Annotated in this window: 1 protein-coding gene (running past both ends of the window); it reads right to left on the bottom strand. The window is 71.0% G+C overall.

This entire window lies inside a single protein-coding gene on the bottom strand: locus LTT66_RS17015, encoding a non-ribosomal peptide synthase/polyketide synthase. The 43,788-nt coding sequence extends 1,869 nt beyond the window's left edge and 15,644 nt beyond its right edge, so the window shows coding positions 15,645-41,919 — codons 5,215 (partial) to 13,973 (complete); the first complete codon in reading order (the gene reads right to left) occupies positions 26,272-26,274. Both codon boundaries (start and stop) fall beyond the window edges.

The following is a 26,275-nucleotide window of genomic DNA, read 5'->3' as shown; positions in this document are numbered from 1 at the left end:
TTCCCGCCACGGCGCCGCGACTCGATCCAGCACCACCTGCACGGCCTGCCCCTCGGCGTCGGTGACGAACGCGGTGCGCAGGTTCGGGTACCGGTCGACGATCCCCTGAGCCGCCGCCCGCAGCCGTGCCGCGTCCAGCGCGCCGCCCAGGTCCACCACGGCCTGCATGGTGTACACGTCCACGGTGGACTGGGTCATCATCGCGTGGAACAGCAGACCGGACTGCAGCGGCGAGAGCGGCCACACCTCGGCCAGCGCCGGGTAGGTCCGTTCCCACTGCTCGAGGTCGTGCTGCCGCACCCGCACCAGCGACATGTCCGACGGCGTGAAGCCGCCCGCGTCCGGCCGCCGCGCGTGCGTGGCCAGCGCGGTGAGCGCCTCGACCCAGAGGTCGGCGAACTCCTGGACCCGCTCCTGGGTCAGCAGACCGGTCGGGAAGGCGAACGACGCGCCCAGCCTCGGGCCCTCGTCGGAGTCGGTGACGATCGCGTTGATGTCGATCGTCGCGTTGGCGGGCATGTCGAGGTCCATGTCGACATCCAGCTGCCCCAGGTCGGCCACCGGCACCCAGCCGATCTCGGCCAGCTGCTCGGGGATCTCCCCGGCCGACATCCGGCCCAGGTAGTTGAAGCTGATCTGGCCGGACGAACCGAGACCCGCAGCGGTCTCCGGATTCAGCTGCCGCAGCAGGCCGTAGCCGAGGCCCTTGTCGGGCACCGCGAGCAACTGCTCCTTGATCGACTTCACGATCTCGCCCAGCGCGGCGCCACCGGCGAACGCGTCGGTGAGGTCGGCATCGGCCAGATCGAGCCGGACGGGATAGGCCGAGGTGAACCAGCCGACGGTGCGCGACAGGTCCGCACCGGGCACCACGTCCTCTTCACGACCGTGGCCTTCCAGCTTGACCAGTGCGGCCTGCGAGCCATCCCCGCGCCAGCGCGCGACCGCCATGGCCAGCGCCGAGAGCAGGCCGTCGTTGACCCCGCCCCGGTACAGGCCGGGGATCGCGGTGAGCACCGCGTCGGTGACCTCGGCGGGCACGGTGACCTCGACCCGTTCGACGGTGGCGAACGTGTCGACCGCCGGGTCGAACGCGCGCTCGCCGAGCAGCGGGTCCGGCGTGGCCGAAACCTGCTGCCAGAACGGCAGTTCCGCGACCCGGTCCGGGGCGCTGGCCGCCTCGACCAGGCTGTGCGCCCAGCGCCGCATCGACGTGCCGTTGGCGGGCAGCGCCACCGGCTGACCGGCGACCAGCTGCGACCAGGCGACCGCCAGATCCGGGATCAGGATGCGCCAGGAGACGCCGTCGACCACGAAGTGGTGCGCGACGATCAACAGCACGTCCCGCCGCGGGCCTTCGAAAGCGAACCAGACGAACTGCGCCATCGCGGCGTTCGCCGGATCGAGCCTGCCCAGCGCGCCGTCGAGCGCCTCGGTGGCGACCCGGGCCAGCTCCGCCTCGTCGGCGTCGGCGGCCAAGTCGACCCGGTGCACCAGGGCCTCGACGTCCACCGCGCCGTGCGGCAGCGCCTCGAACGTCCAGTCGGCGCCGGTGCGGCGCAGCCGGGAACGGAGCACGTCGTGGTGGTCGAACACCGCCGCGATGGTGGCGACCAGGGTCTCCCGGTCGATGCCATCGGGCAGCCGCAGCGCCATGGTTTGCGAGAACCGCTGGTAGGACGAGCCGCTCGCGAGGATCTGCCGCATGATCGGGGTCAGCGGGATCTCACCGACACCGCCGCCGGGCAGCTCCTCCAGCTTCGCCTGCTCCGTGCCCGTGCCCAGCGCCGCGATCTCGGCCAGCGAGGCCACACTGCGCCGCTCGAACACGTCACGGGGAGTGAACAGCACGCCGCGCGCCTTGGCCCGCGAGACCAGCTGGATCGACAGGATGCTGTCGCCGCCGAGCGCGAAGAACGAGTCGTCCAACCCGATCTGCTCGACGCCGAGCACCTCGGCGAACACCTCGGCGATGACGGCCTCGACCTCGCTGGCCGGCGCGCGGAATTCACGCGGGGCCAGCTCGGGCTCAGGCAGCGCCTTGCGATCCAGCTTGCCGACCGGGGTCAGCGGGATCTCGTCGATCACCACGATCGCGGTGGGCACCATGTGCGGCGGCAGGCTGCGCGAGGCGTACTCGGTCAGCCGTGCGGTGTCGATCTCGCGACCGGGCGCGGCCAGTACGTAGGACACCAGAATCGTCGCGCCCGCGTCGGTCTTGCGGCCGATGGTGATCGCGTACTCGACGTCCTCGTGACTCGCCAGCACGGTGTCGATCTCGCCGAGCTCGATGCGGAAGCCACGGATCTTCACCTGGAAGTCCGAGCGGCCCACGTAGTCCAGCTCCCAGCGCACCGACGGCAGCGCGGCGTTGCCCGCCCGCTCGCCGGGTTCGGCGAACCAGCGCACCACGTCACCGGTGCGGTACATCCGCGCGCCCTCGTTGCTCCACGGGTTGGCGACGAACCGTTCCGCGGTGAGGTCCGGGCGGTTGTGGTAGCCGCGCGCCAGCGCGCCACCGGCCAGGTACAGCTCGCCCGCGACGCCCGGCGGCACCGGGTTGAGCCGGTGGTCGAGCACCAGCGCGGACATACCGCGCACCGGACGGCCGATGGTGATGTGCCTGCCCGGCGTGAGCTGGGCGTAGGAGGAGATGATCGTCGTCTCGGTCGGGCCGTACGCATTGAAGTACTTGCGGCCCGGCCACCACTTGGCCAGCAGTTCCGCCGTGGTGACGTCACCGCCGACGGAAGCCACCTCGAGCGCCTCCATGCCTTCCGGATCGACCGTGCCCAGCACCGCGGGGGTGATGATCGTGTGGCTCACCCGCTCGGTGCGCAGCAGCTCCGCCAGATCCGGGCCGCCGATGATGGTCGACGGCACGACCACCAGGGTGGCGCCGGTGTAGGCGGCGCACAGCCACTCCAGCACCGACGGGTCGAAGCTGGGCGAGCAGATGTGCAGGAACCGGTGGTGCGATTCCAGCTGGTACAGGTCGGTCGCGACGCCGACCAGGCCGCCCATCCCCGCGTGGGTCACGGTGACGCCCTTGGGCATACCGGTCGAGCCGGAGGTGTAGATGACGTACGCCGGGTGGCGCATGGCCAGCGAGGAGATCCGGTCGGCGTCGGTGACCTGCTCGGCGGACCGGCTCTCGATCAGTTCGCCCAGCGCCGGGTCGTCGATCCGCAGCCACTCGACGTCGCGCGGCAGCCGGTCCACGTACTCGCTCGCGGTGATGCCGATGACCGCGCCGGAGTCGTTGACCATGTGCCGCATGCGGTCTTCGGGGTAGGTCGGGTCGATCGGCACGTGCGCGCCGCCGGCCTTCGCCACCGCCCAGAACGCGGCGACCATCTCGTAGGAACGCGGGAACGACAGCGCCACGATGCGCTCCGGTCCCACGCCGCGCGAGATGAGCACCCGCGCCAGGCGCGAGGAGTACTCGTCCAGTTCGCGGTAGGTGATCGAGCGGCCCTGGTAGCGCACCGCGATCTGCTCCGGGTCCAGCCGCGCACCGTACTGCAGCAGGTCCGGCAGTAGGCCGGTGGCCATGACGTCCTCGCCTGCCACGTGCGTGAGCAGGTGGTACTCGGCCGCGTCCAGCAGCGGCAGGTCACCGATCGGGGTCTGGCGGTCGGCGGTGATCGCGGTGAGCAGCCTGGTGAAGCGCTCGGCGAAGATCTGCACCGTCTCGTCGTCGAACAGGTCGCGCGCGAAGGAGAACTCCGCGTACATGCCTGCCTCGTCGGGGTTCTCCCCCGGGCTGCGTGCTCCGGACGCCTCGCGGATGGTCAGCGACAGGTCGAACTTGGCGGTGTCCACGTCGAAATCGACCGCGCCTACGTGCAGTCCGGGCAGTTCGAAGCTGCTCTCGGGCAGGTTCTCGAACGACAGCGCCACCTGGAACAGCGGGTGGCGCGCGGTGGAGCGCTCCGGGTTGAGCAGTTCCACCAGCCGCTCGAACGGCAGGTCCGCGTGCGCGAACGCCTGCAGGTCGGCGTCCTTGGTGCGGGCCAGGAACTGGCCGAAGGTCAAGTCGCCGTCCACGTGCGAGCGCAGCACCAGGGTGTTGACGAACATGCCGATCACGTCGTCGAGTTCGGCTTCGCCGCGGCCCGCGATGGGCGTGCCGATGGCGATGTCGTCGGTGCCGGACATGCGCGCGAGGAACAGCGCGAGCGCGGCGTGCACGACCATGAACAGCGTCGCGTTCTGCTCCCTGGCGATCTCGGTGAGCATGCGGTGCAACTCGCCGTCGATCGGGAACACCACGCGCCCACCGGCGAACGACTGCGTCGTCGGACGCGGCCGGTCGGCGGGCAGGTTGAGTTCGTCGGGCAGCCCGGCCAGCGCGGCGCGCCAGTATTCGGCCTGCTGCGAGATCAGGCTCTCCGGGTCGGTCTCGGAGCCGAGCACGTCCCGCTGCCAGAGGCTGAAGTCGGCGTACTGCACCGGCAGCGGCGCCCAGCCCGGTTCCACGCCGGCCGAGCGGGCCGCGTAGGCCAGCATCACGTCGCGGGTCAGCGGGCCCATCGACCAGCCGTCCGCGCTGATGTGGTGTGCGACGAACACGAGCACGTACGTTGTGTCGCCGCCCGCGTCGGTCACCCGGAACAGCTTGGCCCGCAACGGGACCTCGGTGGTCACGTCGAATCCGGCCGAGACCACCTCGATGATCCGGTGCCGGATGTCCTCGGCTGCGACCGCTTCCGGCGTCAGGTCCGGCAGGGCCCGCTCGACGGACACGATCACCTGATACGCCGTGCCGTCCTGTTCGGGGTAGACGGTGCGCAGCGTCTCGTGCCTGCCGATGACGTCGCCGACCGCCGATTGCAGCGCCTCGACATCCAGTTCACCGGTGAGCCGCACGGCCACCGGGATGTTGTTCACCGCCGAGGCGGTATCGAACTGGTTGAGGAACCACATGCGCTGCTGTGCCAGCGACAGCGGAATCCGCTCCGGACGCGGACCCGCGACCAGCTCGCGGCGGCCACCGGCGCCCGCGTGCTGCTCGACCTTGGCGGCGAGTCCGGCGACGGTGGAGGCTTCGAACAGCACACGCACCGGAACACGCGCGTCCAGTGCGGCGCCGATCCGTGCCGCGACCTGAGTCGCCAACAACGAGTTACCACCCAGGGCGAAGAAGTCGTCGTCCGCGCCGACACGCTCCACACCGAGCACCTCGGCGTACACGGTGGCCACGATTTCCTCGATCGGAGTCGACGGCGTACGAAACGCCTGAACCTCGAACTCCGGCTCCGGCAAGGCCTTGCGATCCAGCTTGCCGTTCACATTCAACGGCAAAGCATCCAACACCACCAACGCCGAGGGCACCATGTAGGACGGCAATCCGGCAGTGAGTTCGGACTTCACCTGCGCCACATCGACACCGGCTTCGGCATCGCTCGGCACCAGGTAGGCCACCAGGCGGTCACCGGTCTTCGGATCGGACTTCGCGATCACCGCCGTCTGCGCGATTTCGGGCAGTGCGAGCAGTGCGGCTTCGATTTCACCGAGCTCGATACGGAAACCACGGATCTTCACCTGGAAATCCGTACGACCCCGGTACTCGAGTTCGCCGTTGGGGTTCCAGGCGACCAGGTCACCGGTGCGGTACATCCGAGCACCGGGCTGGAACGGGTTGGCCACGAACCGATCCGCGGTCAGATCCGCACGACCGAAATACCCACGCGCCAACTGCGCACCAGCCAGGTACAACTCACCGGAAACGCCGTCCGGAACCGGCCGCAAGCGGCCGTCGAGGACGTAGACCTGGCTGTTCCATTCGGGCGCGCCGATCGACACGGACGTCTCGTCGGAGAGCGTGACCCGGTGGCTGGTGATGGACACCGCCGCCTCGGTCGGACCGTAGAGGTTGAACAACTCGGTGCGCGGGTTCTCCCGCAGGAACCGCTGCGCCACCGAACCCGGCAACGCCTCACCGATCGCCAACACCCGCCACAGCGAGTTCGGCATACCGGCCGTCAACAACGCATCCAGCATCGACGGCACCACATGCAACGTGGTGACCCACTCGCGCGCCATCAACTCGTTCAGGTACGCAGGGTCGCGGTGACCATCGGCTGAAGCGATCACCAAACGCCCACCGCACACCGCGGCAGACCAGAACTCCCACACCGACAAGTCGAACGTCGCGGCAGTCTTCAGCAGGATCGCGTCGGCGGCATCGAGACCGAACTCAATGTTCTTCCACTGCAATTGGTTCGCGATCGCACCGTGCGGCACCGCCACGCCCTTCGGGCGGCCGGTGGAACCGGAGGTGAAGATCACATACGCGGTGTTCTCCGGACGCAACGGCGCGACACGATCGGCATCGGTGACCGGCTTGGCCTCCACACCCGACAGATCGAGTTCATCGATCCGCACCACCGGCGCGACATCGGTATCGAAATCAGCATCCGCATTCGACAGCACACACACCGGCGCCGCCGTCTCCAGGATGTAACTCGTGCGCTCGGCAGCCTGATCCGGATCCACCGGCACATACGCACCACCGGACTTCGCCACCGCATACATCGCCACGATCAAATCGACCGACCGGCGAAGCGCGAGCGCGACCCGCGACTCCGGACCCACACCCAACGAGATCAAATGCCGCGCAAGGCGGTTCACCCGGACATCGAGCGCACCGTAGGTGATCGACTCGCCGTCCTCGGTGACGAGCGCGACTTCCTTCGGCCCGGCCGCCACCGTGGCGTCCAGCAGCGACACCAGCGTGGCGGAGGTGTCCACCGGCTGGCCGGTCGCATTGCGTGCGGTGAGCAGCCGGGTCCGCTCGGCGGCGTCGAGCAGTTCGAGGTCGCCGACCGGGGTGCGCGGCGCGGCGACGATCTCGCCGAGCAGGCGCGCGAACCGATCCACGAAGCCCTGCACCGTCGAGCGATCGAACATGTCGGTCGCGTAGGTGAAGAACCCGGTGATGCCCTCGGGCGCGCCGCCGTCGTCGTAGCGGTCGGTCGCGATCAGGTGCAGGTCGAACTGGGACAGCTCGGTGTCGATGTCCAGGCCGGACACGCTCAAGCCGGGCAGCTCCAGCGCGGACTGCGCCAGGTTCTGGAACGACAGACCCACCTGGAACAGCGGGTGCCGTGCGGTCGAGCGCACCGGGTTGAGCACCTCGACCAGGCGCTCGAACGGCACGTCGGCGTTGGCGAACGCCTGGATGTCGGTCTCGCGCTGACGGGCCAGCAGGTCGGTGAACGCCTCGCCCGCCTCGACCCGGGTGCGGAACACCAGGGTGTTGACGAACATGCCGATCAAATCGTCCAGCGCGGCTTCGCCACGACCCGCCATCGGCGTGCCGATCGCGATGTCGTCGGTGCCCGACAAGCGAGCCAGCAGCACCGCGAGCGCGGTGTGCACGACCATGAACAGCGTCGCGCCCTCCGCGCGCGCCAGCTCGATCAGCGCCTGATGGGTCTGCGCGTCCACCCGCAACTCGACCTTGCCACCCGCGAACGACTGCACCGCGGGACGCGGCCGGTCCGAGGGCAGGTCCAGCTGGTCGGGCAGCTCGGCCAGGGCCTGCTTCCAGTAGGCCACCTGCTTGGCGGCCAGCGATTCCGGATCGTTCTCGTCGCCGAGCAGTTCGCGCTGCCAGATGCTGTAGTCCGCGTACTGGACCTGCAGCGGCGCCCAGTTCGGCGCCTCGCCGGCCGCGCGCGCGGCGTAGGCGATCATCAGGTCCCTGGTCAGCGGGCCGACCGAGGACCCGTCACCGGAGATGTGGTGCACCACCATGGCCAGCACGTAGTCCACCGAGCCGTCCGGCCCGGTCGGCGCGCCCTCTCCGGCGATCTGGAACAGCGCGACCTTCATCGGCACCTCGGTGGTGACGTCGAAGATCGTCGAGGTCAGCGCCACCACGGCGGACTCGATCTGCGCGGGCGCGACCACCCGCACCTCCAGGCGCGGCATCGCCTGCGCGGGCGGCAGGATGACCTGCACCGGGCCGGACTCGGTCTGCGGGTAGACGGTGCGCAGGATCTCGTGCCTGCTCACCAGGTCGGCGATGGCGGCACGCAGCGCGGCCACGTCCAGCGCGCCCGACAGTCGCACCGCGATCGGCACGTTGTAGGCCGCCGACTGGGTGTCGAACCGGTTGAGGAACCACATGCGCTGCTGCGCCAGCGACAGCGGGATGTGCTCCGGCCGCGGTCCCGCGGTCAGCGCGCGGCGGCCGCCCAGGTCGGCGTGCTGCTCCACCCGCACCGCGAGCGCGGCCACGGTGGACGCCTCGAACAGCAGGCGCACCGGCACCCGGGTGTCGAGGGCCTCGCCCAAGCGGGCGGCGACCTGCGTGGCCAGCAGTGAGTTACCGCCCCAGGCGAAGAAGTCGTCGTCCAGGCCGAGGCGTTTCGACGGACTCTTCCCCCGGTCGCTGCGCTCCTGCCCGCCGGATGCACCGTCACGATCGGAGATCCGCAGCACCTCGGCGAAGGTGTTCGCCACGATCTGCTCGATCGGGGTGACCGGCGCGCGGAACACCGCCTTCTCGAAGGTGGGCTGCGGCAGCGCCTTACGGTCCAGCTTGCCGTTCGCGTTGAGCGGCAACGCGTCCAGCTCGATCAGCATCGACGGCACCATGTACGACGGCAGCTCCGCCGCCAGCGCGGACTGCAACGCGCGCTTGTCCAGCGTGCCGCTCCGGGGCACCACGTAGGCGACCAACCGGTCGCCGATGCTCGGATCGTTGTGCGCGACGACGGCGGCCGCGCTCACCGCGTCCTGCCGCAGCAGCGCGGCCTCGATCTCGCCGAGCTCGATGCGGAAGCCGCGGATCTTCACCTGGAAGTCGGTGCGGCCGCGGTAGTCCAGCTCACCGGTGGCGCTCCAGGCCACCAGGTCGCCGGTGCGGTACATCCGCTCGCCCTGCGCGCCGAACGGGTCGGCGACGAACCGGTCGGCGGTCAGGTCGGCGCGACCGAAGTAGCCGCGCGCCAGCTGGGCACCGGCCAGGTACAGCTCGCCGGAGACGCCGACCGGCACCGGCCGCAGGCGGGAGTCGAGCACGTAGACCCGGCTGTTCCACTCCGGCGCGCCGATCGAGACCGCCGCTTCGTCGGCATCGTTGACCAGGTGGCTGGTGATGGACACCGCCGCCTCGGTCGGACCGTAGAGGTTGTGCAGTTCGGCGGCGTTGTTGCGGCGCAACCGCTGAGCGGTCGCGGCCGGCAGCGCCTCACCGATGGCCAGCACCCGCCGCAGCGAGGCCGACAGGCGGCCACCGGATTCGGTGAGCAACGCGTCCAGCATGGACGGCACCACGTGCAGCGTGGTGACGCCGGTGGCGCGCATCAGCTCGTTGAGGTACGCCGGGTCACGGTGCCCGTCGGCCGTCGAGATCACCAAGCGGCCACCGGAAACCGCGGCCGACCAGAACTCCCACACCGAGAGGTCGAACGTCGCCGCCGTCTTCAGCAGCACCGCGTCTTCGATGCCGAGCTCGAAAACGGCCGTCTCCCATTGCAACTGGTTGACGATCGCGCCGTGCGGGACGGCCACGCCCTTCGGCTGGCCGGTCGAACCGGACGTGAAGATCACGTACGCGGTGTTCGCGGGGGTCAGCGCACGCGTGCGCTCGGCCGCGGTCACCGGCGTGTCCGCGTACCCGGCGAGGTCGAGCCCGTCGATCTGCACCGTCTCGGCCGCCGCGGTGCGGAAGCCGTCGCGCGCGGTGGTCAGCACGCACACCGGCGCGGCGGTGCCGAGGATGTAGTCGGTCCGCTCGGCGGGCTGGTCCGGATCGATCGGCACGTACGCCGCGCCGGCCTTCGCGACCGCGTACATGGCGACCACGAGGTCGGTGGAGCGGCGGATCGCCAGCGCGACCCGGTCCTCCGGGCCGACGCCGCGGCCGATCAGGTAGCGGGCCAGGCGGTTGACCCGCGCGTCCAGCTCGGCGTAGGTCAGCTCGCGGCGCCCGGTCGGCTCGTCGGCGACCAGCGCCACCGCCTCCGGCGTCGCGGCCACGGTGGCATCCAGCAGCGACACCAGCGTCGCGGTCGTATCCACCGCGTGGTCGGTGTCGTTCCAGGCGCTGAGGATGCGCTCGCTCTCCTGCGGCGCGAGCAGATCGATCTCGCCCACCAGCACCGAGGCGTCGGCCAGCACGGCGTCGAGCACGCGCAGGAACCGGTCGGCGAAGCCCTGCACCGTGTCCTCGTCGAACAGGTCGGTGGCGTAACCGAATTCGGTGATGATCTCGGCTGGTGTGCCGTCCTCGGCGTACCGGTCGTACAGCGTGACGTGCAGGTCCGTCTTGGCCAGCTGGGAGTCGAAGTTGACCGCGCTCACGGTGAGCCCGGGCAGTTCGAAGGTGGTCTCGGCCAGGTTCTGGAAAGACAGGCCCACCTGGAACAGCGGGTTGCGCGCGGTCGAGCGCACCGGGTTGAGCACCTCGACCAGGCGCTCGAACGGCACGTCGGCGTTGGCGAACGCCTCCAGGTCGCGTTCCTTCACGTCGCCGAGCAGGTCGGCGAAACGCTCGGCGGGCCGCACCCGGGTACGGAACACCAGGGTGTTGACGAACATGCCGATCAGGTCGTCGAGTTCGCGTTCGCCGCGACCGGCGATCGGGGTGCCGACCGCGATGTCGTCGGTGCCCGACAGCCGCGACAGCAGCACCGCGAGCGCCGCGTGCACCACCATGAACAGCGACGCGTTGTGTCCGCGCGCCAACTCGTGCAGGCGGGCGTGCCGCTGCGGGTCGATCTCGAAGCGGATCGCCTTGCCCTGGAACGACTGCGCGGGCGGGCGCGGCCGGTCGGCGGGCAGTTCCAGCTGATCGGGCAGGTCGGCCAGCGCCGAGGTCCAGTACGCCACCTGACGGGCGGCCAGCGATTCCGGATCGTCCTCGGACCCGAGCACCGCGCGCTGCCACAGCGCGTAGTCGGCGTACTGCACCGGCAGCGGCTGCCACTGCGGCACCTCGCCCTGCACGCGGGCCACGTAGGCGGCCATCACGTCGCGGGCCAGCGGGCCCATCGACGAGCCGTCGGCCGCGACGTGGTGCACGGTGAACGCGAGCACATGCTCGGCTGTGCCGGATCCCGCCCTACTCCCGCCCGGGACAATCCGGAACAGCGCCACCGCCAACGGCACCTCGACGGTGACGTCGAAGGTGGTCAGCGCGAAGCCGATGACGGCGCCGAGCAGATCCTCCTCGGCGACATCGATCGGGGTGAGCGCCGCCGCGGACCGGTCCGCGGGACGGATCACCTGGTGCGGCCCGTCCGCCGAACGCGGGTAGGTGGTGCGCAGCACCTCGTGGCGGGCGAACACGTCGCCGATGGCCTGTTCCAGCGCGGCCACGTCGAGCGTGCCGGACAGCCGGACGGCCAGCGGAATGTTGTCCACCGCCGAGGTGGCCGTGTCGAACTGGTTGAGGAACCAGTACCGCTGCTGCGCGGGCGAGAGCGGGATGCGCGCCGGGCGCTCCCCCGCCTCCAGGCGCGGCCGGTCCCGGCCGGACCCGGCGTTGTGCTCCACCCGGGCGGCCAGCGCCACCACGGTGGACGCCTCGAACAGGTCGCGCACCGCGAGCCTGGTGTCCAGCGCGGCGCCCAGCCGCGCGGTCACCTGGGTGGCCAGCAGCGAGTTGCCGCCGAGTTCGAAGAAGTCGTCGTCCAGGCCGACCCGCGCGACGCCGAGCACGTCGCCGAAGGTGCCCGCCACGATCTCCTCGATCGGGGTGGACGGAGCGCGGAACACCTTGGCCTCGAACACCGGCGCGGGCAGCGCCTTGCGGTCCAGCTTGCCGGAGGCGTTCAGCGGGAACGCGTCCAGCACGACGAACGCCGAGGGCACCATGTACGCGGGCAGTTCGCCGCCGAGTTCCGCGCGCACGCCGTCGATGTCCACCGAACGGCCCGCGGTCGCGATGACGTAGGCGACCAGCTGGTCGCCCAGCCGGTCGTCCGAGCGCACCACGACCACGGCCTGCGCGATCGAGTCCAGCGCCGTGAGCGCCGACTCGATCTCGCCCAGCTCGATGCGCAGACCGCGCAGCTTCACCTGGAAGTCGGTGCGGCCCAGGTACTCCAGCTCGCCCTTGCCGGTCCAGGTGACGAGGTCGCCGGTGCGGTACATCCGCGCGCCGGGCTCGCCGTAGGGGTTCGCCACGAACCGGTCGGAGGTGAGATCGGGACGCGCGACGTAGCCGCGGGCCAGTTGCACGCCCGCGAGGTACAGCTCACCCGCGACACCCACCGGCACCGGGTGCAGGCGCGAATCCAGCACGTACACCTGGGTGTTGAACACCGGAGCGCCGATCGGCACCGACACCGTGTCGCCCTCGGTCACCTCGTGGAAGGTGACGTCGACCGCGGCTTCGGTCGGGCCGTACAAGTTGTGCAGACGCGCGCCGGTGAGTTCCTGCATGCGCTGCGCGGTGGCGGCGGGCAGCGCCTCACCGGAGGCGAAGACGTTGCGCAGGCTGGTGCATTCGTCGGCGCGTTCTTCGGCGACGAACACCGACAGCATGGACGGCACGAAGTGCGCCGTGGTGACCTGCTCGTCGGTGATGACCTGCACGAGGTAGGCCGGGTCGCGATGGCCGTCGGGCTTGGCCACCACGAGCCGCGCGCCGACCTGCAAGGGCCAGAAGAACTCCCACACCGACACGTCGAACGTGGCCGGGGTCTTCTGCAACACCACGTCGGTGTCGTCCAAGCCGTACTCGTCCTGCATCCACACCAGGCGGTTGACGATCGCGGCGTGCGAGACCGCTACGCCCTTCGGGCGACCGGTGGAACCGGAGGTGAAGATCACGTACGCGGTGTTCGACGGACGCAGCGGCGCACGGCGTTCGGCGTCGGTGACGGGCTCGTCGGAGTAGTCGGCGAGGGAGATCACATCGATCTCGATCGCCTGGGTCGCGCCCGCGTCGAAGCCGTCGCGCGAGGTGGTGAGCACGCACACCGGCCGGGCGGTGTCGAGCACGTAGCGGGTGCGGTCGGCCGGATGATCCGGATCCAGCGGCACGTACGCGCCACCGGCGACGCTCACCGCGTACATGCCGACCACCAGGTCGATCGAGCGGCGCATGCCGAGCGCCACCATGGAATCCGGGCCGACGCCCAGCGCGATCAGGTGCCGGGCCAAGCGGTTGACCCGCGCGGCGAACTCGGCGTAGGAGAGACTCGTCCCCTCGAACGTCACCGCGGGCGCGTCCGGGGTCCGCGCGAGCTGCGCGGCGAACATCGACACCAGGGTGGCGGCCGGGTCGACCGGGTGCGCGGTGTCGTTCCACCGCTCGATGACCTCGGTGCTCTCGACGCTGTCGAGCAGCTCGACATCGCCGATGGTGACGGACGGATCCGCGACGACCGCGCTCAGCATCCGGACCAGGCGCGCCGCCACGCCCGCGATCGTGTCGGCGTCGAACATGTCGGTGGCGTAGGCGAATTCGGCGGTCATGCCGTCGACCGCACCAGCGGCGTCGAACCGGTCGGCGAGGTTGAGATGCAGGTCGAACTTGGCGGTCACCACGTCCAGCGGCACACCGGCCACCTCGAGCCCGGGCAGCTCGAACGCGGCCTCACCGGTGTTCTGGAACGACAGCATCACCTGGAACAGCGGGTGACGCGCCTGCGAGCGCGCCGGGTTCAGGATCTCCACCAGCCGCTCGAACGGCAGGTCCGCGTGCGCGAACGCCGCCAGGTCGGTGTCCTTGGTGCGCTTGACCAATTCGGTGAACGGTTCCGCTGGATCGACCGCGCTGCGCAGCACCAGGGTGTTGACGAACATGCCGATCGCGTCGTCGAGCACCGCCTCGCCACGGCCGGCGACCGCGGTGCCGATGGCGATGTCGTCGCTGCCGGACAGCCGCGCCAGCAGCGCGGCGAACGCCGCGTGCACCACCATGAACAGGCTGGCGCCGTTCGCGCGGGCCAGCGCGTTCAGCTCGCGCAGCAGCTGCGCGTCGAGCGAGAACTCGTACACGCCACCACGGTTGGACGCCACCGCCGGGCGGGAGCGGTCCGACGGCAGGTCGAGCTGATCCGGCAGCCCGGCCAGGGTGTCGGACCAGAACGCGACCTGCTGGGCGATCAGCGAACCGGGATCGCCTTCGGAGCCCAGCGTTTCGCGCTGCCACAGCGCGTAGTCGGCGTACTGCACCGGCAGCGGAGCCCAGGCGGGCGCCTCGCCGCGCGAACGCGCCGAGTAGGCCACCATCACGTCGCGCGCCAGCGGGCGCACCGACCAGCCGTCGCCGGAGATGTGGTGCACCACGAACACCAGCACGTGGGTGTCGGGCTGCGAGCCGTCCATCGAGCCCGCGATGCGGAACAGTTCGGCCCGCACCGGCACCGCGGCGGTGACGTCGAAGCCGGTCAGCACCAGTTCGCTGATCCGCTCGGCGATCTCGGCCTCGGACACCTCGATCGGGGTGAGATCGATGGCGCTGTGCCCGGCGGGCAGCACGACCTGCACGCCCTGGCCGTCGGCGGTCTCCGGATAGACGGTGCGCAGCACCTCGTGCCGGTCGACCACGTCGGCGACGGCCTGGCGCAGCGCCTCGGTGTCCAGGGTTCCGGTGAGCCGGACCGCGAGCGGGATGTTGTTCACCGCGGTCTGGTTGTCGAACCGGTTCAGGAACCACATCCGCTGCTGGGCCAGCGACAACGGGATCTTCGACGGTCGCGGGCCCGCCACCAGCTCGCGGCGGCGGCCAGTGCCCTGGTGCGTCTCGACCCGCGCGGCCAGCGCGGCCACCGTGGGCGCCTCGAACAGCACGCGGACCGGGATCCTGGTGTCCAGCGCCGCACCGAGGCGGGCGACCACCTGGGTGGCGATCAGCGAGTTGCCGCCCAGGTCGAAGAAGTCGTCGTCCAGGCCGACGGCGCGTTCGGCCTGCGCCAGGCCGAGCACCTCGGCGAAGACGTCGGCGACGATCTCCTCGACCGGTGTCGACGGCGCACGGAACGCCCGTGCCTCGAAAACGGGTTCGGGCAGCGCGCGCCGGTCCAGCTTGCCGTTCGGGTTCAGCGGCATGGCATCGAGCACCACGATCGCGGCGGGCACCATGTACGACGGCAGCAGCGCGGACAGATGCGCGCGCAGCTGCTCGACGTCCACCGTGGCGCCGCCCGCGGGCACCACGTAGCCGACCAACTGGTCGCCGGTGCGCGCGTCGGAGCGCACCAAGGCGACCGACTGGGCGACCGATTCGTGGGCGGTGAGCGCGGCCTCGATCTCGCCGAGCTCGATGCGCAGACCGCGCAGCTTCACCTGGAAGTCGGTGCGGCCCAGGTATTCGATGGCTCCGGTGTCGTCCCGGGTGACCAGGTCACCGGTGCGGTACATCCGCGCGCCAGGCTCCCCGTACGGGTTGGCCACGAAGCGGTCGGCGGTCAGGTCGGCGCGGCCGACGTAGCCGCGCGCCAGCTGGTCGCCCGCGAGGTACAGCTCGCCCGCGACGTTCGGCGGCACCGGATGCAGCCGCGCGTCCAGGACGTACGCCTGCGCGTTCCACACCGGCAGGCCGATCGGCACGGCGCCATCCACCTGCTCGGCCACCGGACCGTGCGTGGCGTGCACGGTGAACTCGGTGGGGCCGTACAGGTTGTACAGCGCGGCGTCGCTCACCCGGCGGATGGCGACGACCGCGTCGGCTGTGAACGCCTCACCGGCGACGAACAGCGTCCGCAGCGAGGCGAGCGAGGTCGCGTCGGCCGGGTCGATCCCGCCCGCGAAGACGCTCAGCATGGACGGTACGAACGAGGTCATGGTGACCCGCTCGGCGGCGATCACCTCGGCGAGGTACTGCGGGTCGCGGTGCCCGTCCGGGCTCGCCACCACGATCCGGCCGCCGGTGCTCAGCGGTCCGAACAGCTCCCACACCGACACGTCGAAGGTGGCGGGCGTCTTGAACAGCACGACGTCGTCGGCGCCGATGCCGTATTCGCCGGTGATCCAGCGGATCTGGTTGACGACCGCGGCGTGCGGCACGGCGACGCCCTTGGGGCGTCCCGTGGAGCCGGAGGTGAAGATCACGTACGCCGGGTGCTGTGGACGCAGCGGCGCGATGCGGTCGGCATCGGTGACGGGTGCGTCCGGGTAGCCGGACAGGTCCAGCTCATCGATGCTCAGCGTCGCGCGGCCCGCGCCGTCGAACGCGTCGCGTGCGGTGGTGAGCACGCAGACCGGGTCGGCCGAGTCGAGCACGTAGTGCACGCGATCGGCGGGCTGGTCCAGGTCCAGCGGCACGTATCCGCCACCCGCGGCGTGCACCGCGTAAGCCGCCACGACCAGGTCCACCGAGCGGCGCAGGCCGAGGGCGACCAGCGTCTCCGGGCCGACGCCCGCTTCGATGAGGCGGCGCGCGAGCCGCCGCACACGAGCGGCGAATTCGGCGTAGGTGAGCGACGTTCCGGCGGCCGGGTCGACCACGGCCACCGCGTCCGGCGTGGCCGCGGCCTGCGCGGCGAACTCCTCGACCAGCGTGGTCGCCGGGCCGAGGTCGCGGGCGGTGTCGTTCCAGCCGCGCAGTGCCTGCGCGGTCTCCTGCTCGTCCAGCAGCGCGATGTCGCCGATGGGCCGGTCCGGCTCGGCCGCGACGGCCTTCAGCAACCGGCCGAAGCGGCGGCCGAACTCCGCCATGGTGGCCGGGTCGAACAGGTCGGTGGCGTAGATCAGCTCGGCGGCGATACCCGCGGGGGCAGCGCCGGTACCGACGGCCGCCCCAGCGGCGTCGCGTTCGGACAGCACCAGTTGCAGGTCGAACTTGGCGACGTCGATCGGCAGGTCGACACCGCTGACCGTGAGGCCGGGGAGTTCGAGGCTGTTCTGGCCGGTGTTCTGGAACGACAGCATCACCTGGAACAGCGGGTGGCGCGCCTGCGAGCGCGCCGGGTTCAGGATCTCCACCAACCGCTCGAACGGCAGGTCGGCGTGCCCGAACGCGGCGATGTCGGTGGCGCGCACCGAACGCAGCAGGTCGGTGAACGTCGCCGCGGGCTCGATCGGGGTGCGCAGGACCAGGGTGTTGACGAACATGCCGATCAGGTCGTCGAGCGCGCGCTCGCCTCGGCCCGCGATCGGGGTGCCGATCGCGATGTCGTCCTCGCCGGACAGGCGCGACAGCAGCACGGCCAGCGCGGTGTGCGCGACCATGAACAGCGTCGCGCCTCTGGTGCGGGCGAGCTCGGTGAGCTGAGCGTGGGTCTGCGCGTCGATCTCGAAGACGTGCGTGGCGCCGCGGCCGGAGGCGACCGCGGGACGCGGCCGGTCGGCGGGCAGGTCCAGTTGCTCGGGCAGCCCGCGCAGCGTGTCCGACCAGAACGAGATCTGCTCGGAGATCACCGAATTCGGGTCGTCCTCGGCGCCGAGGACCTGGCGCTGCCACAGCGCGAAGTCCGCGTACTGCACGTCCAGCGGACGCCAAGCGGGCTCGCCGCCGTCCACGCGGGCGCCGTAGGCGGTCATCACGTCCCGGGTGAGCGGGCCCATGGAGAACCCGTCGGCCGAGATGTGGTGCACCACCAGGGCGAGCACGTGCTCGGTGGGGCTGATCTCGAACAGCCGGGCGCGGAACGGCACCTCGGCGGTGACGTCGAACGCCGTGCCGATCAGCTCCGCGAGCCGCTCGGGCAGTTCGGCTTCGGTGACGTCGACCGGGGTGAGATCCGGGATGACCTTCGCGGTGGCCACGGTCTGCTGATGCGCGGCGCCGTCCACCTCGGGGTAGAACGTGCGCAGCGACTCGTGCCTGGCCAGCACGTCGGCGACGGCGATCTGCAGCGCCTGCCGGTCGAGCAGGCCGGACAGCCGCACCGCGGCCGGGATGTTGTCCACCGCCGAGTCGGGGTCGAAGCGGTTGAGGAACCACATGCGCTGCTGGGCCAGCGACAGCGGCACCAGCTCCGGCCGCTGCTGCGGCGCCAGCGGCGCACGGCCGCCCGCGCCCGCCTTGGTCTCCGCACGCGCCGCGAGGGCGACCACAGTGGACGCCTCGAACAGTTCACGCACGCCGAGATCGGTGTCCAGCGCGGCGGACAGGCGGGCCGCGACCTGGGTGGCGGACAGCGAGTTGCCGCCGAGAGCGAAGAAGTCGTCGTCCAGGCCGACCCGCTCCAGGCCGAGCACGTCGGCGAAGGTGGCGGCGACGATCTCCTCGACCGGCGTGGTCGGGGCGCGGAACACCGCGGCCTCGAACACCGGCGCGGGCAGGGCCTTGCGGTCCAGCTTGCCGGAGGCGTTGAGCGGGAACTCGTCGAGCACGATCACGACCGACGGCACCATGTACGCGGGCAGTTGCCGCGCCAGGTCTTCCCGGACCAGCTCGATGTCCAGCGCGGCGTCTTGCGCGGGAATGACGTACGCGACGAGCTGATCGCCCGCGTGCGCGTCGGAGCGCACGACCACGACCGACTGGGCGACTTCGTCCAGGCCGGTCAGCGCCGACTCGATCTCACCCAGCTCGATCCGCAGACCACGCAACTTCACCTGGAAGTCGGTGCGGCCCAGGTACTCCAGCTCACCGTGCTCGGTCCAGGCCACCAGGTCACCCGTGCGGTACATCCGCGCACCGGGCTCCCCGAACGGGTTCGCCACGAACCGATCGCTGGTCAGATCCGGACGCGCCACGTAACCACGCGCCAGCTGCGTGCCCGCGAGGTACAGCTCACCCGCGACACCCACCGGCACCGGACGCAGACGCGCGTCCAGCACGAAGACCTGGGTGTTGAACACCGGAGCGCCGATCGGCACGGTCTCGGTGTCGGCGTCCACGACCTCGTGGAAGGTGACGTCGACCGCCGCTTCGGTCGGACCGTACAAGTTGTGCAAGGCCGCACCGGTCAACTCACGCAGGCGGTGCGCGGGCTTGGGCGGCAGCGCCTCACCGGAGGCGAAGACCAACCGCAGCGAATCGCACTGCGCGGCAGCCGCATCAGCGACGAACACCGCGAGCATCGAGGGCACGAAGTGGGTGACCGTCACCTTCTCGCCGCTGATGACCTCCGCGAGGTAGGCCGGGTCACGGTGCCCGTCGGGCTTGGCGACGACCAGGCGCGCACCGATCTGCAACGGCCAGAAGAACTCCCACACCGACACGTCGAACGTGGCCGGGGTCTTCTGCAACACCACATCGTCGGCGGTCAGCTGGTAGGCGGTCTGCATCCAGACCAGCCGGTTGACGATCGCGGCGTGCGAGACGGCGACGCCCTTCGGACGACCCGTCGAACCCGAGGTGAAGATCACATAGGCGGTGTTCGACGGACGCAGCGGCGCACGCCGATCCGCGTCGGTGACCGGAGCCTCCGACAGACCCTTCAGGTCCAGCAGATCGATCCGCACCTGCGCGGTGTCGATGTCCAGATCACTGCCCGAGGTCAGCACGCACACCGGATCGGCCGTGCCGAGGATGTATTCGGTGCGCTCGGCCGGGTGATCCGGGTCCAGCGGCACGTACGAGCCACCGGCCACGGCCACGGCGTACATGCCGACCACCAGATCGATGGAACGCCGCATACCCAGCGCCACATACGATTCCGCGCCGACACCGCGCGCGATCAGCCAGCGCGCCAGCTGGTTCACCCGCCAGGAGAACTCCGCGTAGGACAGAGTTGTCCCCTCGAACGTGATCGCGGCCGCGTCGGGGGTGCGTTCCACCTGGTCGTAGAACATCGAGACGAGGGTCGCGGCGGAAGCGGAGCCACCCGGCAAGGCAGCGGCCACATCGAATTCGGTGTCGTTCCAACCGCGCACCACGAGCTCGCGCTCGGCGGTGTCCAGCAGCTCGATGTCGCCGACGATCGCGCCGGGCTCGGCGGTGATCGCGGTGAGCACCCGGATCAGGCGGTCGGCGATGCGGCGCACGGTCTGCTCGTCGAACAGGTCGCGCAGGTAGCCCGCGCGCACCCGCAACCGCGAATCCAGCTGCGCGATCAGAGTGAGCGGGTAATGCGTGGCGTCGGCCGCGTCCAGGCCGACCACGGCCATGCCGTCGATGTCCGCGGCCTGCGCCTGCAAGCCCGCCGCGTCGACCGGGTAGGACTCGAACACCACGAGGGTGTCGAACAGGCCGCCGATGCCAGCGACCGCCTGGATGTCGGCCAGACCCACGTAGTGGTGGTCGAGCAGATCGGCCTGCTCACCCTGAGTGCGGACGAGCAGGTCGCGCACGGACTCCGACGGATCGAAGCGCACCCGCACCGGCACGGTGTTGATGAACAGACCGACCATCGCCTCCACGCCGGACAGCTGCGCGGGACGGCCGGAGACGGTGGTGCCGAACAGCACGTCGTCGCGGCTGGTCATCCGGCCGACGAGAATGCCCCACGCCGTCTGCAGCACGGTGTTCGGGGTGACGCCGAGCGAGCCGGCCAGCGCGGTCAGCCGCGCGGTGGTCGCCTCGTCCAACTCGAAGAAGTACTCGCCCGACAGCGAGGTGATCTCGCGACCGGCGTCCGGCCGCGCCAGCAGGGTCGGCTCGCCGACGCCGCGCAGCGCGTGCGCCCACGCGGCCAGGGACGCGGTGTGGTCCTGCTGCCGGGTCCAGTCCAGGAAGTGCCGGTAGGAGCGCACCGCGGGCAGCGCGGAAGCGTCCGCGTGCACGGCGTAGAGCACCAGCAGATCCCGCATCAGCAGCGGCATCGACCAGCCGTCGAGCAGGATGTGGTGGTTGGACACCACGAACTGCCAGCGGTCGGGCGCGACCTGGATCAGCGTGAAGCGGATCAGCGGCGGCGCGGTCAGGTCGAACCGCCGCATGCGGTCGGCCTCGATCAGGTCCTCGGCCGACCCGGATTCGGTTCGGTCGTACTCGGCCCACGCGACGCGGACGCTGTCCAGCACGATCTGCACCGGGTTGCCGTCGTGGTCGCTGACGAACGCGGTGCGCAGGTTCTCGTAGCGGTCCACCAATGCCTGTGCTGCCGAACGCAACCGGGCGGCGTCCACCCGGCCGGTGAGCGTCAGCACCGCCTGCGCGGTGTACACGTCCACCGAGCTCGCGGCGAGGCGAGCGTGGAACAGCAGACCGGCCTGCAGCGCCGACAGCGGCCAGACGTCCGACAGCGCCGGGAAGCGCCGCTCCCAGCTGTCGATATCCCGTTGCGTGCTGCGCACCAGCGCGAAGTCCGACGGGGTGTGCCCACCCGCGCCGGTCGAATTGGCGTGGCGGGCCACCGCTTCCAGCGCCGTGGTCCACAGCTCGCCGAACTCGCGCACCTCGGCGGCCGACAGCAGGGTCGACGGATAGCCGATGTTGGCGGTCAGCTTGTCGCCGACCACGATCGCGTTCACGTCCAGCGGCGCCATCGCGGGCATGTCCGCGTCGTAGGCACCGCCCAGCGCGCCGAGTTCCGGCGCGGGGATCCAGCCGAAGCCGCGCAGCGACTCCGGCACGTCGCCCTCGGAGACGCGACCGAGGTAGTTGAAGCTCACCTGTCCGGGCAGCTCACGCGGCAACTCGGCCGCGGTCTCGGGGTTCAGGTAGCGCAGCAGGCCGTAGCCGATGCCCTTGTCCGGCACGGAGAGCAACTGCTCCTTGACCGCCTTGACGGCCGCGCCCAGCGCGGGTCCGCCGGCGAACGCCGCGTCGACGTCGATGCCGGACAGGTCGAAGCGCACCGGGTAGATCGCGGTGAACCAGCCGACGGTGCGCGACAGATCCGCACCCGGCACCACGTCTTCCTCGCGGCCGTGACCCTCCAGGCGGATCAGCAGCGAATCCTCGCCCCGGGCGGCCACCCGGCGCGCCCGCCACTTCGCGGTGGCCAGCGCCAGCGCGGTGAGCAGGCCGTCGTTCACACCGCCGTGGAACAGCGCCGGAACCTTGGTGAGCAGGGCCTTGGTGACCTCGGCGGACACCTCGACCTGATGCTTGTCGATGACGCCCGAGGTGTCGAGCGCGGGGTCCATCGGACGCTCGGTCAGCAGCGGATCGGCCGTGGCGACCACCGAACGCCAGTAGTCGAGTTCGGCCACCCGCTGCGGGGCGGCCGCCTCGCGCTCCAGCGCGTGCGCCCAGGCCCGCATCGACGTGGCCGGGGCGACCAGCTCGGGGGTCTGCCCCGCGGTGCGCTGGCCCCACGCCGTGACGAAGTCCGGCACCAGGATGCGCCAGGAGACGCCGTCCACCACCAGGTGGTGGGCGACGACGATCAGACGTCCGGCGCGCTCGGCGGAATCGGGTTCCAGCCAGACGAACCGGATCGCCACGCCCGCGGCGGGATCGAGCCGGTCCAGCGACTCATCCAGTGCGGCAGAGGCGATCTCGACCAGTTCGGCGTCGGTGACGTTCGCGGCGAACTCGGTGCGGTCGATCAGTGCGTCCACCTCGACCGTGCCCGGCGCGGCGGTCTCGACGACCCAGTCGTCACCGTCGCGGCGCAGGCTCGCGCGCAGCATGTCGTGCCGATCGATGACGGCGCCGACCGTCGCGGCGATGCCCGCCCGGTCGATGCCGACCGGCAGTTCCAGCGCCAGCGTCTGGTTGAACCGGCCGAACGAGCCGCGCCGCTCGGCCATGAACCGCACGACCGGCGTCAACGGCATGACGCCGATCCCGCCGCCCGGCGGCTCGGCCAGAGTCGTCGCCGATGCCTCGGCTGCCTCGGTCGTCTCCGCGACCGACGCCAGACCCGCCACCGTGCGCTGCTCGAAGACGTGCCGCGGGGTGAACACCACGCCGCGCGCCTTGGCCCGCGACACCAGCTGGATCGAGACGATGCTGTCGCCGCCGAGGGCGAAGAACGAATCGTCCACGCCGACTCGCTCCACACCGAGCACTTCGGCGAACACCTCGGCGATGGTCTGCTCGACCGGGGTGCGCGCCGCGCGGAACACGACCTCGGTCGCGAATACCGGCTCCGGCAGCGCCTTGCGGTCCAGCTTGCCCACCGGGGTGAGCGGCACATGGTCGATCACCATGATCGACGAGGGCACCATGTAGGCGGGCAGGCGCTCCTCGACATGCGCGGTCAGCGCCGCCACATCGATCGAGTGCCCTTGCGCGGCAACGACGTACGACACCAGCGACACGGCGCCCGCAGCGCTCTTGTGGCCGACGGTGACGGCGAAGTCGACGGTCTCGTGCGCGGCGAGCGCGGCGTCGATCTCGCCGAGCTCGATGCGGAAGCCGCGCACCTTCACCTGGAAGTCGGAGCGGCCTACGTATTCGACGACGAGCGATTCGACTCCTCCAGCGGGCGCGGAGCCTGCGGAGTGCGCGACCCGGGTCCAGCGGACCACGTCACCCGTGCGGTACATCCGTGCGCCGGGCACGTACGGGTTGGCGACGAAGCGCTCCGCCGACAGCCCCGGGCGCGCGTGGTAGCCGCGTGCCAGCTGGACGCCCGACAGATACAGCTCACCCGCGACACCCACCGGAACGGGCCTGAGCTGGGCGTCGAGGATCAGCGACTGCATGCCGCGGGTCGGGCCACCGATGGTGACCCGGTCGCCGGGCGCGAGCGCGTCGCTGATGTTGGTCATGATCGTGGTCTCGGTCGGGCCGTAACCGTTGTGGAAGCGGCGGCCCGAACCGTCCGGCGCGCCACCCCACTTGGTGACCAGATCGGCGGGCACGGCCTCGCCGCCCGCCACGATCACCCGCATGCCCGCCAGCGCCGCCGAATCCAGCGAGGCGAGCACCGACGGGGTGATGAAGGCGTGCGTGACCCGCTCGGCGCGGATCAGCTCGGACAGCTCCTCGCCGCCGTAGACGCCGGGCGGGCAGACCACCAGGGCGCCGCCGCGGCCGATCGCCAGCAGGAATTCCAGGATCGACGCGTCGAAGCTGGGCGAGGCGAAATGCAGTGCGCGCGTGTCGGAATCGACGTCGTAGCGGGCGTTCTGCTCGTCCCGGAAGTTGGCCAGACCGGCGTGCGTGACCACGACGCCCTTGGGCACACCGGTGGAACCGGAGGTGTAGATGACGTACGCGGGGTGCTCCGGCCGCACCGGGCGCACCCGATCGGCGTCGGTGACCGCGGCGTCGTCGAATCCGGCGAGATCCAGCTCGTCGAGCACCAGCCACTCGACCGACTCGGGCAGCTCGGCGCGCACCGAGGCCACGGTGAGACCGATCGGGGAGCCCGAGTCGGTGACCATGTGCGCGATGCGGTCGGCCGGGTAGGTCGGGTCGATCGGCACGAACGCGCCGCCGGACTTGGACACCGCCCACTCGGCGAAGTACGACTCGTCCGAGCGCGGCACAGCGACCGCCACCAGATCCTCGGTGCCGATGCCACGCTCGATCAGCAAGCGGGCCAGGCGGTTCGACCGCGCGTCCAGCTCACCGTAGGACACACTTCTCCCCTGGAACACCACGGCGGGCGCCTCCGGGTCGATGGCCGCGGCCTCGGCGATCAGGTCCGGCAGTGTCCGCGCGGGCGTGGCGGGCGCGCCGGTGCGGGCGACCAGGTCGGCCCGCTCGGCGGCGTCGAGCACGTCGATCGCGCCGACGGTCACCGACGGATCGGCCGCGACGGCCGCCAGCACGCGTTCCCAGCGGTCCACGATGGCCGCCGCGGTCGCCTCGTCGAACAGTTCGGTGGCGTAGGTGAGCGCCAAGGCCATAGCGCCGGAACCGGTTTCGCCGCGCTCGGCAAGGGTGAACTGCAGGTCGAAGCGCGCGACGTTCTCTTCCAGGTCCAGCGCGGACACCGACAGGCCCGGCAGCTCGAGGGTGGTGCGCTCCAGGTTCTGGAACGCCAGCATCACCTGGAACAGCGGGTTGCGGGCCTGCGAGCGCTCCGGGGCGAGCAGTTCCACCAGCCGCTCGAACGGCACGTCGGCGTTGCCGTAGGCGTCGAGGTCGGTGCGGCGCACCCGGTCCAGCAGATCGGCGAACGACTCGCCCGGCTCGATGCCGGTCCGCAGCACCAGCGTGTTGACGAACATGCCGACCAGGTCGTCGAGCGCGGCCTCGCCGCGGCCCGCGATCGGCGTGCCGACCGCGACGTCGTCGCTGCCGGACAGACGCGACAGCAGCACCGACAGCGCGCCGTGCATCACCATGAACAGCGACGCGCCGCGCTGCCGCGCGAGGTCTTCCAGCGCGGCGACAAGTTCACCGGGCAGCTCGCGATGCAGCGTCGCGCCATGGTGCGAGGCGACGGCCGGACGCGGACGGTCGGTGGGCAGGGTCAGCTCGTCGGGGACGTCGTCGAGCGCGCGCCGCCAGTACGCGACCTGCTTCGCCAGCAGCGAGTCCGGGTCCTCCTCGGAGCCGAGGATCTCGCGCTGCCAGACGGCGAAGTCGGCGTACTGCACCGCCAGCGGCGCCCAGCCGGGGGCGCTGCCGGTGCTGCGCGCGGTGTAAGCGGCCATCACGTCGCGGGTCAGCGGGCTCATCGAGAAGCCGTCGGCCGCGATGTGGTGCACCACCACGACGAGCACGTGCTCGTCCGGCCCGGCCGCGTACAGCCGGGTGCGCAACGGAACCTCTTCGGCCACGTCGAATCCGGCGGTGACGAACTCGGTCACCGTCTCGATCAGCCGCGCCGGGTCGACCGCCACGGGATGCAGGTCCGCGGCGATGTCCTCGGCGGGCACGATCACCTGGACCGGGGTGCCGCCGTGCTCGGGGTAGCGGGTGCGCAGCGACTCGTGCCTGCGCACCACGTCGGCGACCGCCAGACGCAGCGCCTCGACGTCCAGCGCGCCGGTGAGCCTGATCGCGATCGGCAGGTTGTAGGCCGCCGAGGCGGTGTCGTACTTGTTCAGGAACCACATGCGCTGCTGCGCGAACGACAGCGGCACCAGTTCGTCGGCCGCCCGCTCGCGGGCGACCAGGCGGGCCCGGGCCGCGCCGTCGGCGTGCGATTCCACCCGCGCGGCAAGGGCTTCGACCGTGGAAGCCTCGAACAGGGTGCGCACGGCGACGGTCGTGCCGAGCGCGGCGCCGATGCGGGCGACCACCCTGGTCGCGATCAGCGAGTTGCCGCCGAGGTCGAAGAAGTCGTCGTCCACGCCGACCCGATCCAGGCCGAGCACGTCGGCGAACACCGCCGCCACGGTCTCCTGCACCGGAGTGACCGGCGCGCGGAAGGCGCGCGCCTGCGCGGTCGGCGCGGGCAGCGCACGGCGGTCCAGCTTCCCGTTGACGGTCAGCGGGATCCACTCCAGCCGCACCACGGCCGAGGGCACCATGTAGGCGGGCAGCTGCGCGGCCGCGCCGTCGCGGACCGCGTCGAGCACGGGTTCGGCGCCCGGCTCGGACACCACGTAGGCGACGATCCGCTGATCGCCGGGCTGGTCCTCGCGCACGATGACCGCGGCCTGGGCGATGCCGGGC

Origin of the sequence: Nocardia gipuzkoensis, from assembly GCF_021183645.1 — a bacterium.
Classification (GTDB): domain Bacteria; phylum Actinomycetota; class Actinomycetes; order Mycobacteriales; family Mycobacteriaceae; genus Nocardia; species Nocardia abscessus.
Note: the sequence above shows the minus strand (reverse complement) of the source record. Positions and strands in the feature narration are given on the sequence as shown.